This window comes from Shewanella sp. MF05960, assembly GCF_050849305.1.
GTDB lineage: Bacteria > Pseudomonadota > Gammaproteobacteria > Enterobacterales > Shewanellaceae > Shewanella.
In genome coordinates this window covers 91,643-110,328 of the sequence record NZ_JBOZPS010000009.1, presented here as the reverse complement: position 1 = coordinate 110,328, position 18,686 = coordinate 91,643, and the positions used below count along the sequence as shown (strand labels likewise).

General features: G+C 44.2%; 16 protein-coding genes. 10 read left to right on the top strand and 6 right to left on the bottom strand.

Annotated elements, in window-relative coordinates:
• Window positions 1-60: 60 nt before the first annotated feature.
• Together ACROAE_RS11130 and tesB are read right to left on the bottom strand one after the other, a co-directional pair.
• A complete protein-coding gene (locus ACROAE_RS11130) occupies window positions 61-462 on the bottom strand; it encodes a YbaY family lipoprotein (protein ID WP_432401715.1) in 402 nt (133 codons plus the stop codon).
• Between the two features lie 10 nt (window positions 463-472).
• Entirely contained in the window at window positions 473-1,348 is an 876-nt protein-coding gene (gene tesB / locus ACROAE_RS11125) for an acyl-CoA thioesterase II (protein WP_432401713.1), read from the bottom strand.
• A gap of 210 nt (window positions 1,349-1,558) precedes the next feature.
• On the opposite strand from tesB, the gene ACROAE_RS11120 reads away from it, so the two are divergent.
• Complete coding sequence (locus ACROAE_RS11120; RefSeq protein WP_432401711.1) at window positions 1,559-2,452, top strand: 1,4-dihydroxy-2-naphthoate polyprenyltransferase; 894 nt, start codon at window positions 1,559-1,561, stop codon at window positions 2,450-2,452.
• A gap of 100 nt (window positions 2,453-2,552) precedes the next feature.
• On the opposite strand, the gene gndA is transcribed toward ACROAE_RS11120, so the two are convergent.
• Window positions 2,553-4,082: an NADP-dependent phosphogluconate dehydrogenase gene (gene gndA, locus ACROAE_RS11115; protein ID WP_432401709.1), complete on the bottom strand. Its 1,530-nt coding sequence runs from the start codon at window positions 4,080-4,082 to the stop codon at window positions 2,553-2,555.
• A gap of 245 nt (window positions 4,083-4,327) precedes the next feature.
• The gene (locus ACROAE_RS11110; protein WP_432401707.1) at window positions 4,328-6,250 is read right to left on the bottom strand and encodes a propionyl-CoA synthetase; all 1,923 of its coding nucleotides are present in this window, start codon (window positions 6,248-6,250) and stop codon (window positions 4,328-4,330) included.
• A gap of 318 nt (window positions 6,251-6,568) precedes the next feature.
• Here ACROAE_RS11110 and ACROAE_RS11105 point away from each other — a divergent pair, with 318 nt between their 5' ends.
• The 8 genes from ACROAE_RS11105 (at window position 6,569) to ACROAE_RS11070 (ending at window position 15,188) form a co-directional block, all read left to right on the top strand.
• Window positions 6,569-6,979: a MerR family transcriptional regulator gene (locus ACROAE_RS11105; protein ID WP_432401869.1), complete on the top strand. Its 411-nt coding sequence runs from the start codon at window positions 6,569-6,571 to the stop codon at window positions 6,977-6,979.
• Between the two features lie 125 nt (window positions 6,980-7,104).
• Window positions 7,105-8,274 (top strand): isovaleryl-CoA dehydrogenase, encoded by a 1,170-nt coding sequence (locus ACROAE_RS11100; RefSeq protein WP_432401705.1) that lies wholly within the window; start codon window positions 7,105-7,107, stop codon window positions 8,272-8,274.
• A gap of 89 nt (window positions 8,275-8,363) precedes the next feature.
• The gene (locus ACROAE_RS11095; RefSeq protein ID WP_432401703.1) at window positions 8,364-9,971 is read left to right on the top strand and encodes a carboxyl transferase domain-containing protein; all 1,608 of its coding nucleotides are present in this window, start codon (window positions 8,364-8,366) and stop codon (window positions 9,969-9,971) included.
• 37 nt (window positions 9,972-10,008) lie between these two features.
• Entirely contained in the window at window positions 10,009-10,821 is an 813-nt protein-coding gene (locus ACROAE_RS11090) for an enoyl-CoA hydratase-related protein (RefSeq protein ID WP_432401701.1), read from the top strand.
• 2 nt (window positions 10,822-10,823) lie between these two features.
• Entirely contained in the window at window positions 10,824-12,854 is a 2,031-nt protein-coding gene (locus tag ACROAE_RS11085) for an acetyl/propionyl/methylcrotonyl-CoA carboxylase subunit alpha (protein ID WP_432401699.1), read from the top strand.
• Window positions 12,855-13,745, top strand: coding sequence for a hydroxymethylglutaryl-CoA lyase (locus ACROAE_RS11080; RefSeq protein WP_432401697.1), 891 nt, complete (start codon window positions 12,855-12,857; stop codon window positions 13,743-13,745).
• A gap of 68 nt (window positions 13,746-13,813) precedes the next feature.
• Complete coding sequence (locus ACROAE_RS11075; RefSeq protein WP_188922645.1) at window positions 13,814-14,518, top strand: CoA transferase subunit A; 705 nt, start codon at window positions 13,814-13,816, stop codon at window positions 14,516-14,518.
• Window positions 14,519-14,531: 13 nt separating this feature from the next.
• Window positions 14,532-15,188, top strand: coding sequence for a 3-oxoacid CoA-transferase subunit B (locus ACROAE_RS11070; protein ID WP_432401695.1), 657 nt, complete (start codon window positions 14,532-14,534; stop codon window positions 15,186-15,188).
• Between the two features lie 329 nt (window positions 15,189-15,517).
• On the opposite strand, the gene ACROAE_RS11065 is transcribed toward ACROAE_RS11070, so the two are convergent.
• Window positions 15,518-16,375 carry a universal stress protein gene (locus tag ACROAE_RS11065; protein ID WP_432401693.1) on the bottom strand — a complete coding sequence of 286 codons (858 nt, stop codon included), beginning with the start codon at window positions 16,373-16,375 and terminating at the stop codon, window positions 15,518-15,520.
• A 332-nt stretch (window positions 16,376-16,707) separates the two neighbouring features.
• Here ACROAE_RS11065 and ACROAE_RS11060 point away from each other — a divergent pair, with 332 nt between their 5' ends.
• Window positions 16,708-17,901, top strand: a complete 1,194-nt coding sequence (locus ACROAE_RS11060) for a cation:proton antiporter (RefSeq protein WP_432401691.1) — start codon at window positions 16,708-16,710, stop codon at window positions 17,899-17,901.
• A gap of 9 nt (window positions 17,902-17,910) precedes the next feature.
• Here the strand turns inward: ACROAE_RS11060 and ACROAE_RS11055 are convergent, their stop codons facing one another.
• Window positions 17,911-18,408 (bottom strand): TlpA family protein disulfide reductase, encoded by a 498-nt coding sequence (locus tag ACROAE_RS11055; RefSeq protein WP_432401689.1) that lies wholly within the window; start codon window positions 18,406-18,408, stop codon window positions 17,911-17,913.
• Window positions 18,409-18,686 lie beyond the last annotated feature (278 nt).

The following is an 18,686-nucleotide window of genomic DNA, read 5'->3' as shown; positions in this document are numbered from 1 at the left end:
CCGTCACAGATAGAGATCAATGACGGATAGGTAAGTTTGTGAAGTCGGTAATTTAATATGTTATTTAACGCGCTTCATCAATACTTCGGTGGTGTACTTATCGTTATTGATCACACGATACTTATCATAGGTTTGAAAAATGGCTTTTCCATTGTAAGTAATCATCGCCACCACGCCATAATCTACGCCGCTACTGATGAGTTCAGCAGGCAAAATAAATTTAAACGGCACTGGCGCTCTGGCCACATCAAAGTTTTTCTGAGAAATAATCACCCCAGGGCGATTAAAATCAATTATCGCGATATTAATTTTACAACCTTGTGGCAAGGCAATTTTTTCTAAATAACCAGCATAGCCATTCACGATTACAGGTTTAGGAGGCTCTACCGTCACACACGCGCTCAGCATCACACTCAGTAGCGCAAAAATGCTCAACTTAAGCCATGGAATTAATTTCAGCATAACAGTGTCCTTACTCGTCATTTTGCTTAGTCGTCATTCTTAACAAACCTTCTTGTGTGGCCGAAGCAACAAGACGCCCTTGTCTATCAAAAAACTGGCCTGTCACAAAGCCTCGTCCGCCGCCCGCATTAGGGCTTTCAATGCTATAGAGCAACCACTCCCCCATATTAAATGGCCGATGGAACCACATAGCATGATCGATTGTCGCTAAGCGCATTCCAGGTGTTAACACTGACACACTGTGAGGCTGAGCCGCGGTCACTAAAAAATTAAAGTCTGATGCATACGCCAACAGATATTCTTGAATATTATGATTACTCGGCACTTGTCCATTTGCCCGTAACCACACATAACGTTTAGGCTCATTCGTACCAGGTGCTAGCGGGTTAATCGGGTTCACAAGGCGCATTTCAATGGGTGAATCCGCCATAAACTTTTCAAGCATTTGTTTCGGCACTTTATCACGCATGGTCATGGCCAGCTCTTGCTGGTTCAACAATCCTTCTGGGCCGGGAACATCAGGCATTTGAGCTTGATGCTCAAAACCTTCTTCATACTTTTGAAACGAACAGATCATGTAAAATATTGGCCGACCTTTTTGGATTGCTTTAACCCGGCGAGCACTAAAACTGCCACCGTCGCGCATATTCTCAACGTCATAAACGATAGGTTGCTTTTCATCGCCTGCGCGCAAAAAGTAAGAATGTAAAGAATGTACATGTCGGTCTGCGCTAACAGTCTGTTTTGCCGCACTTAACGCTTGCCCCATCACCTGGCCACCAAAAACATGGCCAAACCCTAAATCTTGGCTTTGGCCGCGAAACAAACCATCTTCAAGTTTTTCTAGTGATAATAATGACAATAAATCGTTTAATACCTGACTCATAATACCTTCTATACAACAAAAATTAACGCGTTAAGGTTACCTTAGTTAAGCTTACGTTTTCTAGCTTATTTGTTGTTAAACAGTTGAATAAACGTCATCTGAAAGCAATTGGTAAAATAGTGATATAACGCAAAGATTCATATCAGCACCCTAATTGAATATTTGATATGATATTAGACAAGGCTAATCGACTCTGTGTATCACAATATTATGCAATCTAGTTCTATGCAATCATGGTTTATGGCTATTCGCCCACGCACATTACCCGCCGCTATTGGTCCATTACTCGTGGGAAATATGCTCGCTATTGGCTTGAGTCAATTTAGCTTACTCATCGCATTTACCTCAATGTTATGCGCTGTTTTACTGCAAATATCGGTTAATTTAGCCAACGATTACTTCGACTTTAAAAATGGCATCGATACCGAAGAGCGTATTGGGCCTGTTCGTGTCACCCAAAGCGGCATGATAGCGCCACATCATGTCCGAAATGCCATGATAGGCTGCTTGTTAACGGCATTAATTGTTGGTTCTCTATTAATTGTACATGGCGGCTGGCCGATTGCTATCTTAGCTGCGGCCTCTATTTTGGGTGCACTTTGTTACAGTGGTGGCCCTTACCCGCTAGCTTCTCACGGATTAGGTGAAATAGCCGCATTTGTCTTTTTTGGTCTAGTCGCTGTTGTAGGAAGTTATTATTTACAAGCAGGCACAACCACGATGACATCTTGGTTACTCGGCTGTGCTATCGGCTTTTTTAATGCTGCTATCATGCTGGTGAATAACACCCGAGATATTACAACCGACACCAAAGCGGGTAAAAATACCCTTGCAGTGCGCATTGGCGAAGCACAAGCAAAGGTTTTATATCAAAGCTTTGTATACTTACCCTTTGGGATCATTATTGCGGGTTTTTTATTAGGCTCACTCGATGGTTTACCGGTATTACTGGCTGGCGTGTCCTTAGTCATTGCCCGCAATTTAAGCCGAGAGTTCCATAACAACTCGGGTGAAGCACTTAATCCAATACTTGGGCAAACAGCCAAGCTAACGATGATATTCAGTGTACTGTTTAGTGTGGGTTTATTCTTTTCTTTACGTTGATAGCGTTAACCCTAGGGCCAGTTATTAACAAACACCATAAACAGCAGAAAGAAAAAAGGCGCCTCATACAATGAGACGCCTTTTTTATTGCTCAACCAGCCTACACTTTAGCTAATGTGCGCTGTTTGGCGCTCCAATCTAAATGGTATTTCTCACCTGCTGGCTTATCGGTACGCTCAAACGTGTGCGATCCAAAAAAGTCACGCTGACCTTGTAACAAGTTTGCCGGTAATGTCTCGCAGCGGTAACTGTCATAATAAGCAATTGCAGAACTAATACACGGTGCAGGAATACCCTGCATAACCGATGCTGCAACAGTTTTACGCCAATTAAGGTGTTTTTGCGACAATGTTTGGCTAAAAGTGTCAGCCATCAACAAGTTAGCAAGGTTTGCATCTTCTTGATAAGCCTGTGTGATTGACTGTAAGAAGGTCGCTCTAATAATACAACCCGCACGCCAAATCTTAGCAATTTCAGCAAAATCTAACGTCCAACTTTGCTCTTTTGCTGCCATTGCCATCAGCTGGAAGCCTTGGGCATAGCAACACACTTTAGCGCAATATAAAGCATCTTCAAGGTTAGCAATAAACTCTGCTTTTTCGGCATCATTAAATGCCACAGGTGCAGGGCCGGCTAACTTGGAACTTAACTGCATGCGCAAGGTTTTCTGGGTGCTAACAGCACGAGCATAAACAGCTTCTGCAATCGTTGGTGCGGGGCAACCAATTTGTAAACTGCTTACCGCGGTCCATAAACCAGTGCCTTTTTGGCCTGCTTTATCTAAAATCATTTCAACTAACGGCTTACCGGTTAAGGGGTCATCTTGTTGTAAAACTTCAGCGCTAATTCCCATCAGATAACTGTTAAGAATACCTTTATTCCAGGTATTAAACACATCACCAATCTCATGAGCTGACATGCCTAAGCCGTCACTGAGTAATTGATAAGCTTCACAAATAAGCTGCATATCCGCATATTCAATGCCGTTATGAACCATTTTAACGTAATGGCCTGAGCCCGCAGGGCCGATATAGGTGGTGCAAGGCTCACCTTCAGTGACCGGATTACCAGGCTCAAAACGCTCAATAGGCAAACCCGTTTCAGGATCCACTTTAGCGGCAATGGCTTTCCAAATGGGCTCAACATAACGCCAGGCATTTTCATCACCACTTGGCATTAATGAAGGCCCAAAACGTGCGCCAACTTCACCACCAGAAACAGCTGAACTAAAAAAGGTAAACTGACCTTTATACTGCGCTTCACGCGCAACAGTATCAGTCCATAAACTGTTACCCGTATCAATTACAATATCTTTCGCTTCAATACCCGCTTCAATTAATGATTTACAGACACCATCAACTGGCGCGCCAGCTGGAACAGATAAGACGATAACGCGTGGTTCAACCAGATTTTCGAGCATTTCTGAAAGATTATTACAGGCTTGCATACGTACCGCGACGCCCGCTTTTCGTTCACTTTCTTCTTGTGAGATTGCGGCATTGACTTTTTGGGTATCTAAATCAAAAACAGCAACATGATAGCCGTTATCCGCGATGTTTAGTGCAAGGTTCTTGCCCATCACACCAAGGCCAATAACGCCGACGTGAGATTGTTGGGTGTGGTTATTCATAGTGTATGTTTCCACAGGTCACAGAGATTAATCGCGTAGTGCGAATCCATTTGGGTGGCAATTATAGCGATTCTTGTAACTAAATTACCAGTCACAAAACGCGGAAACGCTGTTTTTTACAAAGTAAGCCCAATCTGTTTAATTGAAGGTAACATCTTGTCACAATAGAAAAAACCATAAAAACACTCGGCTTTTATGGTTTTACTTTTAGCGTGAAAAATGGCTTTTTTGTGTTACAAAATGATTTATACCTTGGTTAACTCAGACGTTAACGCATTGGCATAGCCCATTTTTGTCAGCGCATTGCGAACAATATCCAAGGTTTGCGGATCTTCAATCGTGGCTGGCATGGTGTATTCTTGGTTATCAGCAATCTTACGCATGGTCGCTCGCAAAATTTTACCCGAACGCGTTTTAGGCAGCTTTTGTACTGCACTGACTAATCTAAACGACGCGACGGGGCCAATTTCATGACGTACTAATGCAAGCAACTCTTTATAAAGCATATCATCGGATAACGTCACGCCATTTTTAAGCACCACTAAACCCAGAGGCACTTGGCCTTTAAGCTTATCTTGCACGCCAATTACCGCTGCCTCAGCAACGGCAGGATGTTGACACAATACTTCTTCAAAACGACCCGTTGATAAACGGTGTCCGGCAACATTAATAATATCATCAATACGGCTCATAATGTATAAATAGCCATCTTCATCAATATAACCCGCATCTCCAGTTAAGTAATAACCTGGGTACATCGACAAGTAACTGTCAATATAACGTTTATCATTTTGCCATAATGTCGTGAGCGTACCCGGTGGTAGGGGCTGTTTAATCACAACATTTCCGCTTTCGTTAGTGGCCACTTGTTCTCCCATTGCATCAAGAATTTCTACTTGATACCCAGGAACCGCTCTAGCGGGTGATCCCGCTTTAATCTCAATGGGATCGGTACCCATTAAGTTGGCGGCAACTGGCCAGCCAGTTTCTGTTTGCCACCAATGGTCAACAACAGGTTTGCCCAAATGTTGCTGACTCCAATTTAAAGTTTCAGGATCGCAGCGCTCGCCAGCTAAGTACATCTGCTTCAGGCAAGATAAGTCAAACTGTTTAATAAATTCACCGTCTGGATCTTCTCGCTTAATTGCACGAATAGCCGTCGGCGCGGTAAAAAAGCTTCGCACTTGCTTTTGTTCGATAATACGCCAAAAAGCACCGGCATCGGGAGTACCAATAGGCTTCCCTTCGTACATTATGGTCGTCGCACCCACCAGCAATGGCCCATAAACAATATATGAATGCCCTACCACCCAACCCACATCCGATGCAGCCCAAAACACATCACCGACACCAACATCATAGATGTGCTTCATTGACCATGCTAAGGCAACAGCATGACCACCATTATCACGAACAACGCCTTTAGGTTGCCCTGTTGTTCCCGAGGTATAGAGCACGTACAGAGGGTCTGTAGCATCAAGGGCAACACAATCGGCATCTGGCGCATCTATTAATGCTTCATACCAATCGACATCACGGGGTGCGTGTAGCTCAGCCTGATATTCAGTTCGATTTAAAATAATGCAATGTTCTACTTTATGCTTTGCTTGAGACAAAGCGTCATCTAATAAAGGCTTATAAGGCACTACGCCTGAAGGCTCAATACCGCACGAGGCAGATAAAATTAATGTCGGTTTAGCATCGTTAATACGAGTCGATAATTCATTGGCGGCAAAACCACCAAACACCACAGAGTGAATCGCACCTATTCGCGCACACGCCAGCATGGCATAAGCGGTTTCTGGCACCATAGGCATGTAAATGACAACGCGATCGCCCTTGGTCACACCCAATGATGTCATTAATCCTGCAAGGCGTTTAACTTGAGCTAATACAGAGTCATAGCTAATAGAATATTCGTTTTGGGTAACAGGGCTAATATAATGAATCGCTGTTTGTTCACCTCGGCCAGCAAGTACATGGCGGTCAACGGCATTAAAACAGGTATTCATTTTGCCATCAGCAAACCAGCGATAAAAAGGCTTGTTACTGTCGTCTAACACTGTCTTGGGTGCGACGTCCCAACTAATAGCCTCTGCAGCTTGTTGCCAAAAGACATCGGGCTCGGCTATCGATTGTGCGTGCATTGATAGTCCTAAATCAGCCATATTGCTCTCCATTAATTAGCTTGTATTGTAATGATTATGAGCAGAATTCATTAAATAGCCCTATTAGACAAAGGGATAATAGCCAAGTCAATCCTTGAAAAAACCTTTAGTTTCAATCAAGTGTTTAACATTCAACAGCAAACTTCACCCCGAGATAAAAACCACAATATAACAGATACTTAATGTATAATACGTTCGTAACTGGCAAGCAAATTTAACACTATTGAACGCCACAAACAGCCAAAAAACACCCCGCAAACTTTACCTTTACGTAAACTTCATATATCTTGCATCAAAAGAAACACTTTTGGTGACATGATGAGCACAACCCACATTCCTCAATCAACATATTCAATCAGTGACTTATCAAAAGAATTTGATATCACCACCCGCAGTATTCGTTTTTACGAAGACCAAGGCTTGATTAAACCTAAGCGTCGCGGGCAAACCCGAATTTATAGCCTGAAAGACCGAGTTCGTTTAAAACTTATTTTACGCGGCAAACGCCTTGGATTTTCGTTAGCAGAAACACGACGTTTATTTGAACTTTACGACGCCGATAAAAGCAGCTCAACTCAACTACAAACTATGCTTGATTTGGTTAACGAGAAAAAATCGTCTCTACAGCAGCAAATGGACGACATTAAAGTCGTGTTAATGGAGCTCAATTCAGCTGAACAGCAATGTAAAGCGGCATTAGAAGATAATTCAGCTAAGAAAAACAAATAATCAAACAATAACAAATGGCTGACTCAATTCGGCCAACATTTAACCCACTGCCAAAAACGCATCCATAACGCGTTGGCAGCCAATATTTTGCCAGACGATAATAAAATTCAACAGGACACATACAAATGAGCGATTTATATACCAGTTTAAATTTCGGTTTAGGTGAAGATGTAGATATGTTACGTGATGCAGTGCGTGGTTTTGCCGCTAACGAAATTGCCCCTATGGCTGCCCAAGTCGATATCGACAATGCCTTTCCTAATCAATTGTGGCCAGTACTTGGCGATATGGGTTTATTAGGTGTCACTGTTGATGAGCAATATGGCGGGGCCAACATGGGCTATCTTGCTCACGTTGTCGCAATGGAAGAAATCTCCCGCGCATCAGCCTCTATTGGGTTAAGTTATGGTGCTCACTCAAACTTATGTGTCAACCAAATTAACCGTAACGGTAATGATGCGCAAAAAGCTAAATACTTACCAAAGCTAGTCAGTGGCGAACACATTGGTGCCCTTGCCATGAGCGAACCCAACGCGGGTTCGGATGTAGTGTCAATGAAGCTAAACGCACGCAAAGAAGGCGATCGTTACATCCTTAACGGCAATAAAATGTGGATCACTAACGGCCCTGATGCCCACACTTATGTGATTTACGCCAAAACCGACATAGAAAAAGGTGCTCATGGCATTACCGCATTTATCGTTGAGCGTGGATCGAAAGGATTTAGCCAGGCGCAAAAACTCGACAAGCTAGGTATGCGCGGATCGAACACTTGTGAATTAGTATTTGAAGACTGTGAAGTACCAGAAGAAAACATCTTAGGCGGCCTAAACAATGGCGTAAAAGTGTTAATGAGCGGCCTTGATTATGAACGCGTCGTCTTATCTGGCGGTCCATTAGGCATTATGTCTGCCTGTATGGACATCGTGGTGCCTTACGTTCATGAACGTGAACAGTTTGGTCAATCCATTGGTCAATTTCAACTAGTGCAAGGCAAGTTAGCCGATATGTACACAGGTATGAATGCTGCACGCTCATATGTTTACAGTGTGGCTAAATCTTGTGACCGTGGTGAAACCACTCGCAAAGATGCCGCTGGCGCGATTTTATACAGTGCAGAACTGGCCACTAAAATGGCTTTAGATGCGATTCAATTACTGGGCGGTAATGGCTATGTCAACGAATACGCCACAGGCCGTTTATTACGTGATGCTAAGCTTTACGAAATTGGTGCCGGCACCTCAGAAATTCGCCGCATGTTAATTGGTCGCGAATTGTTTAACGAGTCAAAGTAACCAACATTTCAGTACAAAGGCGGCATATCAAGCGTGTCATGTCGCCTTAATCAAGCCCCCCTATTTTTTGCTTCATTAAGGATATAGAAATGACGCAACTGAGCAGCCGTATCAATCCTCGCAGTGACGAATTTAAAGCCAAGTCAGACAGCATGGCGTTATTGGTCGATGATCTTCAACAAAAACTAAAAAAAATCGAACAAGGTGGCGGCCCTGTGGCATTAGAACGCCATTTATCTCGTGGTAAATTATTGCCACGCCAGCGGGTTGAAAAACTACTCGACCCTGGTTCACCTTTCTTAGAAATATCGCAATTTGCAGCTTACGAAGTTTATGACGAAGAAGTTCCAGCCGCTGGCGTCATTGCAGGTATTGGCCGCGTCAGCGGTGTTGAGTGCATGATTATCGCTAACGATGCCACCGTAAAAGGCGGCACTTACTACCCTATTACGGTTAAAAAGCATTTGCGTGCGCAAGATATTGCTAGCCGTTGCCACTTACCGTGTATCTACCTAGTCGATTCAGGCGGCGCGAATTTACCCCGCCAAGATGAAGTGTTTCCAGACCGCGATCATTTCGGCCGAATTTTCTATAACCAAGCGCAAATGTCAGCCAAAGGCATTCCACAAATTGCCGTGGTGATGGGCTTATGTACCGCAGGCGGTGCTTATGTGCCTGCAATGGCCGATGAGTCTATTATTGTTAAAGATCAAGGCACCATCTTTTTAGCTGGTCCTCCTTTAGTGAAAGCCGCGACAGGTGAAGAAGTCAGTGCAGAAGAACTTGGCGGTGCAGAAGTTCACACCAAAATATCCGGTGTTGCCGATCATTTAGCACAAAATGACGACCACGCGCTTGAGCTTGCTCGCCGTGCAGTACTGCGTCTTAATCATCAAAAAGAAATCAAAAGCTTATTAAGTCCAGTCAAACCACCACAATTCGACATCCATGAATTGTACGGCATTGTCGGTACCGATCTTAAAAAGCCGTTTGATGTAAAAGAAGTGATTGCCCGCGTGGTTGATGACTCTGACTTTGACGAATTTAAAGCCAACTACGGCGCAACCCTAGTATGTGGTTTTGCGCGTATTCACGGTTACCCAGTTGGTATTGTCGCCAATAACGGCATTTTGTTTTCTGAGTCAGCGCAAAAAGGCGCTCACTTCATAGAACTGTGTTGCCAACGTAAAATCCCGCTGTTATTCCTGCAAAATATTACCGGCTTTATGGTGGGTAAAAAGTACGAACACGAAGGCATTGCCAAACATGGCGCCAAAATGGTGACTGCAGTGTCTTGTGCTAATGTGCCTAAATTTACCGTGATTATCGGTGGCAGTTATGGCGCGGGTAACTACGGTATGTGTGGACGCGCATTTGAACCGACCATGATGTGGATGTGGCCAAACGCGCGTATTTCGGTTATGGGTGGCGAACAAGCTGCTGGCGTATTAGCCACAGTGCGCCGTGATGGTTTAGCCCGCAAAGGGGTTGAATGGTCGGCAGAAGATGAGCAAGCCTTCCGTAAACCCATTGTTGATCAATACGAAAAAGAAGGTCATCCGTATCATGCCAGTGCGCGACTTTGGGATGATGGCATTATTGATCCAGCACAAACGCGTGACGTGGTCGGCTTAGCCTTATCAGCAGCATTAAATGCTCCTATTGAAGACACCCGCTTTGGGGTGTTCCGCATGTAATTGTGCGGTTAATTCTGCTAATAAGGAGTAATAAATAATGTTATCAAACCAATATAAGTTCATTGAATGCCGCCTAGAACAAGGGGTGGCAGAGCTCATTTTAAACCGAGTTGAAGTGCATAATGCCTTTGATGAAGTGATGATCAGCGAGATGATCCAGGCTATCGAACACTTTGCCAAAGACAGTCAATGCAATATGTTGATATTGCGTGCAAATGGCAAAAATTTCAGTGCTGGCGCCGACCTTAATTGGATGCGCAAACAAGCACAGATGGACTTTGAGCAAAACCTGACGGATGCCCACGAGCTTGCCAAGTTAATGCATGTACTCGACAAATTCCCAAAACCGACCATTGCCTTGGTACAAGGTGCAGCCTTTGGTGGTGCATTGGGCTTAATTTGTTGCTGCGATATTGCCATTGCTAACACTCGCGCCAGTTTTTGCTTAAGCGAAGTGAAATTGGGTCTTATCCCTGCGGTAATTAGCCCGTATGTGGTTCGTGCTATGGGTAATCGCCAATCACGCCGCTTTATGCTGACCGCTGAACGCTTTAGTGCTGATGTTGCTTTAACACATCAAGTTATTCACGAAGTTAACGATGACTTAGATGCTGCGGCGTCCCCTTTTATCGCCGCATTTAATGCCAATAGCCCTCAGGGTATGGCATGGGCAAAAAATCTCGTATCGCATTTAGAAAACGGCGTGATTGACGACGCTACGCTCAATTTTACCAGCGAGCAAATTGCTCGTATTCGTGTATCAGATGAAGGTCAAGAAGGCCTTAATGCTTTCTTTGAAAAACGCACGCCTACATGGCAAGCCGCTAAATCTGATCCACTAGGAGCCTAATAATGTTTACCAAATTACTGATTGCTAACCGTGGTGAAATTGCTTGCCGTATTATTAAAACCGCGCAAACCATGGGTGTTCGCACCATTGCCCTTTATTCCGATGCCGACAAAGATGCCCGCCATGTGGCCATGGCAGATGAATCGTTTTACTTAGGTGGCAGTGCGCCTGCCGACTCATATTTAAAAGCTGATTTAATTATTGAGATAGCCAAAAAGTCAGGTGCAGAAGCGATTCATCCTGGTTACGGTTTTTTATCAGAAAATGCCGAATTCGCCCGTAAATGCGAGCAAAACGGTATTGCTTTTGTTGGCCCAGGTAGCGATGCCATTGATGCCATGGGCAGCAAAAGTGCCGCCAAAGACATCATGTCAAAAGCCAATGTGCCCTTAGTGCCGGGTTATCATGGCGATGATCAAACCGATACCACCTTAATCGCCGAAGCAAAAGCTATTGGCTTCCCGTTACTGATTAAAGCGGCCTACGGCGGCGGTGGTAAAGGAATGCGCATCGTTGAAAACGACGGTGAAATTCTTGAAGCCATAAAATCTGCACGCCGTGAAGCCCGCTCGTCATTTGGTAATGACAAACTGTTAATGGAGCGCTACTTACGTCAACCTCGTCATGTTGAAGTGCAAGTGTTTGCTGACACTCAAGGCAATGCCATTTATTTATCAGACCGTGATTGCTCTATTCAACGTCGCCATCAAAAAGTGGTTGAAGAAGCGCCTGCTCCAGGTTTGTCTGATGAGCTTCGTGCGCAAATGGGTAATGCTGCAGTGGCTGCAGCTAAAGCCATTGATTATGTCGGCGCGGGCACCGTTGAGTTTTTACTCGATACCGACAACAGCTTTTATTTCATGGAAATGAACACCCGTTTGCAAGTAGAGCATCCGGTTACCGAAATGGTGACCGGCCAAGACTTAGTAAAATGGCAGCTCGTTGTCGCCAGTGGTGGTCAATTACCGCTGCGCCAGGATGAAGTGCGTATACATGGGCATTCATTTGAAGTCCGTATTTACGCAGAAGATCCGCAAAACGAATTTTTACCTGCCAGCGGCAAGCTCAACTTTTTACGTGAACCAGAACAAAACCGCCATGTACGGATTGATTCCGGTATTCGTGAAAACGATGTCATCAGTAACTTTTACGACCCGATGATCGCCAAGTTGATTGTATGGGACGAGTCACGCCCGCGCGCGCTGCAACGTTTAGTGCATGCGCTTGAGTCATACCAAATCAGCGGCCTTAAACATAATATCGAATTTTTAGCCAACATTGCAGAGCACCCAGCCTTTGCTGCGGCAGACTTCTGTACTGACTTTATTGAGCGTTATGGCGACACCTTAATTGGTGACGCGGCTATTGAAGCAGATACCGCGTTAGCACTAGCAGGACTTTTTCAAGTGCTGTCACGCAAACAAGCGGCAAAAGCGTTGGCCATAAATAGCGCCGACCCGTATTCACCTTGGGGTTTGGTGAGCGGTTTTAGACTCAACAGTTCAAGCGTACATCATGTGTCGTTATTAACAGACGCTGCTAGCGATGTTCAACAACATGATTTGCTACTGACCGCCGTTGGTGAGCAATATCATTTGTGTTTACACGACCAAGTGTTGAGCTTAGCGGGAGAGCTAAAAGCCGATTTACTGCTTGCAGAAATAAACGGTCATAAAAGCAAAATCCCTGTGAGCCATCAAGGCGATGACTTTACGTTATTTTTACCTTCTGGCAGTTATCACTTTAAAGCCATTTTGGCTCAAGTGGTCGAGGAAGTGGTAAACCATGCAGATAAGCTTAAAGCACCAATGAATGGCACGGTTGTGACGCACTTAGTAGAAGTTGGCGAGCAAGTTAAAGCAGGCCAAGGCTTATTAGTGATGGAAGCGATGAAAATGGAATACACCATCGAGGCGCCATTTGATGGCGTGGTCAGTGAGTTTTATTTCCAAAGCGGTGAGCTTGTTAGCGATGGCGCACAATTATTGAATGTAGAACCATTAGCCTCTGAAGCTAACGTCGAGGAAGCATAAATGTTACCGACTAAAGTGAGCATTTTTGAGGTCGGCGCGCGTGACGGTTTACAAAACGAAGTGCCAGTGACCACTGCAGACAAACTCACGCTAATCACACAACTTGCCGATGCCGGTGTTAAACGTATTGAAGCAGGCAGTTTTGTGTCACCTAAATGGGTGCCACAAATGGCAGACTCAAATGATGTATTGCGTCAAATAAAGCGTAAACCAGGTGTGGTTTACAGTGCATTAACACCTAATCTAAAAGGGTTTGAATTAGCCCTTGCTGCAGGTGCGGATGAAGTGGCTATTTTTGGCGCTGCATCAGAAAGTTTTAGTCAGAAAAATATCAATTGCTCTATCGATGAGTCAATTGCGCGCTTTGCACCACTTATCGAAGCAGCACAAAAGCACAACATCCGGGTTCGTGGTTATGTATCTTGTGTGCTGGGTTGCCCATACGAGGGCGACATTGCAGTTAGTGAAGTCGCGAGAGTCTCTGAGATCCTTTACCAAATGGGTTGTTACGAAATCTCATTAGGCGACACTATTGGCGTGGGTACGCCCACTAAAGCGCGACAAATGGTAGAAGCGGTCACCAAAGTGATGCCAATTGACAAATTAGCTCTGCACTTTCATGACACCTATGGTCAAGCGTTAGCCAACATACTTGCCTGCCTTGAAACCGGTGTCAGCGTGTTTGATGCCTCGGTTGCCGGCCTTGGTGGTTGTCCATACGCAAAAGGCGCATCGGGCAATTTAGCCACTGAAGATTTAGTCTACATGCTCCATGGCATGGGGATCGATACCGGCATTGATCTCGCTAAGCTTGCGCTGGCGGGCGACAACATTAGCCGCGCATTAGGGCGTGCTAATGGGTCTAAAGTGGCAAATGCAATCAGAACATAATCACATATACTCACACTGGTTAGCAGAAAAATACTCACCGTTGTGAACATAACAATAAGGACAACAAGATGGCAGGATTCAATAAAGTCGTCCACAGCTATGACGAAGCACTAGCAGGACTTAATGACGACATGACTATTATGGTCGGCGGGTTTGGTTTGTGTGGTATTCCAGAAGGCTTAATTAACCACATGGTTAAATTGGGTGTAAAAGGCTTAACCGCCATTTCAAACAATGCTGGGGTTGATGATTTTGGTTTAGGTTTATTGCTTAAACAACATCAAATTTCAACCATGATAGCCTCTTATGTTGGCGAAAATGCCACTTTTGAACAACAAATGTTGTCTGGTGAGCTTAATGTGATACTCACGCCACAAGGCACATTGGCTGAGAAAATTCGTGCTGGCGGCGCGGGTATTCCGGCATTTTTCACCGCCACAGGTTACGGCACACCAATAGCTGACGGCAAAGAAACTCGCGAAATTAAAGGCCGTCATTACGTATTAGAAGAATCATTAACGGCAGATTTCGCCTTAGTTCGCGCGTGGAAAGCCGACACTATGGGTAATTTAGTGTTTCGTAAAACCGCCGCTAACTTTAATCCAATGATGGCTACCGCAGGCAAAATTACCGTCGTCGAAGCGGAAGAGATTGTTGAACCAGGCGAGCTCGATCCAGACCACATCCATACACCCGGTATTTATGTTGACCGCGTAATCAAAGCCAGCTTTGAAAAACGGATTGAGCAACGTACCGTCAAAGCTGCGAAATAAGGGAGACAACACCATGGCACTGACCAGAGAACAACTCGCCCAGCGCGTAGCAAAAGAATTACAAGACGGCTTTTACGTTAATTTAGGTATTGGGATCCCGACCCTTGTGGCTAACTATATTCCGCAAGGCATGCAAGTAATGCTGCAATCTGAAAATGGTTTACTCGGCATGGGCGAGTTTCCAACTGAAGAAAACATTGATGCCGACCTTATCAACGCAGGAAAACAAACAGTCACCGCAGTTGCTGGGGCGTCATTCTTTTCATCAGCAGAAAGCTTTGCAATGATCCGTGGCGGTCACGTTGACTTAACGGTATTAGGCGCATTTGAAGTGGATGTTAATGGCTCTATCGCCTCATGGATGATCCCAGGCAAGCTGATTAAAGGCATGGGCGGCGCAATGGATTTAGTCGCTGGTGCTGATAATATTATTGTCACCATGATGCACGCCGACAAGCACGGTAATTCAAAATTATTGTCTACATGTGAATTGCCATTAACGGGCTACGGTTGCATTAAACGCGTCATTACCGATTTAGCCTTTATGGAAATTAAAGACGGTGCATTCCATCTTTTAGAGCGCGCACCAGGCGTGTCTGTTGAAGAAATTGTCACAAAAACTGCGGGTAAGCTCGTGGTACCAGATCATGTGCCTGAAATGATGTTTTAAGATTTAAGTGTTATTTGCAATAAGCCCGGTTTTTACCGGGCTTTTTGTTATCGGTTTTTATACCATTGCGCGTTAGTAAATGCTCTCTCAGCGAGAATTTAAAAGGGCTTAAACAAGGCGTATGACTGAATGAATAGTTGTTCTCTTTCGAAGTCATGCAACGCAGTGTAAGCCCTTTTAAAACTCGCCTGAAAGGAATGCCCCAGCGGCTTTTGCTCTGCGTTCTCGCTATTTGAAAGGGAACAACCATTACTACATAGCGACGCCTTAATCAAAAACCGCTGGACGCATTCTGAGTGGTCATTTATTAATGCGCAATGGTATTTGCATTATTCTTCGGTTGGGATAACCAATACATTGCTGCGCATACGACTTAAAATCTCTTCTGCTGTATTGCCAATAATTCGTCCTAACAACCCTTGGCGCTGCCTTGCTCCTACTACAAAATATTGGCTTTTTAAGCGGCAGGCTAATTCAAATAAACACAATTCTGGCTCACCGGTAATAATGTGCATGCAATCGGCATCAACGCCTATCTCGGCAATTTTTTGTTTATGCTCGGCATACGCTTTTTTCACCAATGCATTAATATCAAGCAAATCCATATCGCGCACAATTTGCGGAATTCTGAGTACGTAAGCGACATGTAGCGTTGTCCCCGTCGCTTTAGCAAACTGTTTTCCATGGGCAATCACGGCATCATTAAGGCGTTGTTTCGCAGGGTTACTGGTGCCTAAGTCGATTGAGATTAAGGTCGTTTGTCCATTATTGAGTGGATTGTTGGTGAGCAATAATAAAGGCATTGTTGTATGGCGAATAAGCTGCCAGTCGGTAGGTAAATAATGGTCGGCATGGTGAACTGCTTTAACCATTAAATCAAAACCATGACGCTGAGCATGGCTGCAAGCATGTTCAAAAAGGTATTTACTCCAAATCACATGTAATGGCACATCTTCAGCATCAAGCGTATCTAAATGGGTTTGTAATTGTTTTTCTCGTTGAGTCATCAAGGCTTTTTGAGCCACTCCGGCCAACCTTGGGTTGTCACGGTCGGCACCACTTAAATAAGCATAAGTATAAGCAAACACTTCGGCTTGTTTATTTAATTGTTTCGCTAACGCCAACCCATGCGCAACAGCATCTGTGTGCGCGCTTTCCATTTGAGCAATCACAAACATTTTGTTCATTTAAATCTCCTTTATGGGACGTGTTAATGATTCATTTGCATCCTAAACACATTGGCAGATACTGATATCGCTGCGGTGCTATCTCAATAAAAGTCTGCTCATCATCTAATCAAAATCTGACCGGCTCAATTGTTCAATCACTGAATCAAAAGCCAAGTAAAAATAGCGGCTACATAGACAAAAAACATTCTCAATAAACGTGAGCTAGTAACTATCTTTAGCTTAGCTAATAGCGTAAGTTTGTGCATAAGTATCGGTGTAAAAATTGATCAACATCAACTTTGTTAGACCAAAACTATCAAATACATATTGCCCAACTTAAGGAAAATGAGATGGCAATAGACAGCTTTGTAATGGCACTTTTTCTCATTCTAGTTGGCGGCCGCTTATTTGGTGAGTTGAGTGCACTATTTGGGTTTCCTAGCGTGGTGGGAGAAGTCACCGCTGGGATCATTATTGGCCCGTCACTGCTCAATTGGGTTACCCCACACAGCACTTTAGCCATCATTGCCGAGTTAGGTGTGATATTGCTGTTATTTGATATCGGCTGCGAAACCTCAATCAAACATCTGGCTAATTCTGGCCACAAAGCAATGCGTGTCGCGCTACTCGGCATTGCGATGCCGTTATTGGCTTGTGGTATTGCCAGCATGTATTGGCTTTCTATTCCTCCTTTTACCGCATTATTTTTTGGTTGCGCCCTCACAGCCACCAGCATTGGTATTTCAATGCGGGTATTAAGCTTAAATAATCAAACTCAAAGTCAGGCAGGGCATATTATTCTTGGCGCGGCGGTTATCGACGATATCGTTGGGGTGATTTTATTAAGCGTATTGTTTAACTTTGCCTCATCAGGCGAGTTTGCTATTGGCTCAACTCTAGTGCTATTTGCAATGATTGCAGCGTTTATTATTCTTAGCCCACCGTTAGTGAGAACCATCATTTATTTAACCCGCTGGTTGCATCTTAAAGCCAGTATTCCGGGGTATGAAGTCATGGTCGTTATGGCATTAATTTGTCTCTTCGCTTGGTTAGCCCATTGGTTTGGCACACCTGCCATTTTGGGCGGCTTTGCCGTAGGTATGGGTTTATCAAGACAATTCACCTCCCCCTTTAATCGGTATCTTAAAAACCCATTTGCTTTTACTCATAAACTCGAAGAGTCTGCCAAACCATTGGTGCAATTATTTAGCCCGGTCTTTTTTGTATACGTAGGGATTAGCCTTGATCTTAGTCAGCTTGATTTGAGCTTAATGGGAATACTGTTGTTACTTGGATTAACATTAATTGCAGTCGCAGCCAAGTTTGTTGCAGGTCTAACTGCGAGTTCCGATTGGCGAGAACGGTGTATTGTCGGCTCGGCGATGGTTCCCCGTGGTGAAGTCGGGTTAGTGTTTGCTGAAATGGGCCGACAGCTAGGGGTCATTCACGCTAAAGAATTCGCGATTTTAGTAATGGTGATTGCCTTAACGACCCTTATTGGACCGCTAATGTTAAAATTGACGTTACGTCGAAAAGCCAAATAAACCGCGCCGTTATTGCAGTATATATTGCAGTGCTTTGTCTAAATTCACATCGTTTGGATCGGCGGTATGCGTAATCCATACAATATGGCCACTACGATCGATAAACACTGTAGTGGGCGTACCTTTGACCTCGTATAGCTCGGTCACTTTATCGCCCTTGACTAACGTTATCATCCCGACACCACGGTCAAGCAAACTTTGGGCTGGATTTGCATCAGCATCTTCGTTAAAACTGATGCCTATCATCTGTAAATCGGTATGTTGATATTTAAGTCGAAGTTTTTCTAAACCGGGCTGTAATTTTTTACAATAAGGGCACCAAGTGGCCCAAAAGTGAATGACGACAGGCTTGCCAGCATAGTCACTCAAACTGACGTGCTCGCCATCGGCGGTCGATAACGTAAAGTTAGCGGCAACCGACTCATTAAGCTGCGCCGCGGCATGAGTAACATGCAACGGCAACATTAACAAGATTAACATCCCCAATATTGACCCAAATACCTTCATATCTCGCCCTGTGTTATGCGTTAACTTGCACACTGACTTTATGTCGTATTCAAGTTATTTATTGATTACATCAATAGACCCGACTTAAGCCATTTTGTATTCGCTAACATATGATCTTTTACAGATGAATATGGGTATTAATATTCACAGTCAACAAATCGTGACGTCAACACCCAACAAATAAGTTTACGCTTACGTAAAAATAATACTGAGTTTTTACTCGAAATTGGGTATGTTATATACACTGACACCATCTGATTGGACCAGTAACAATTAAC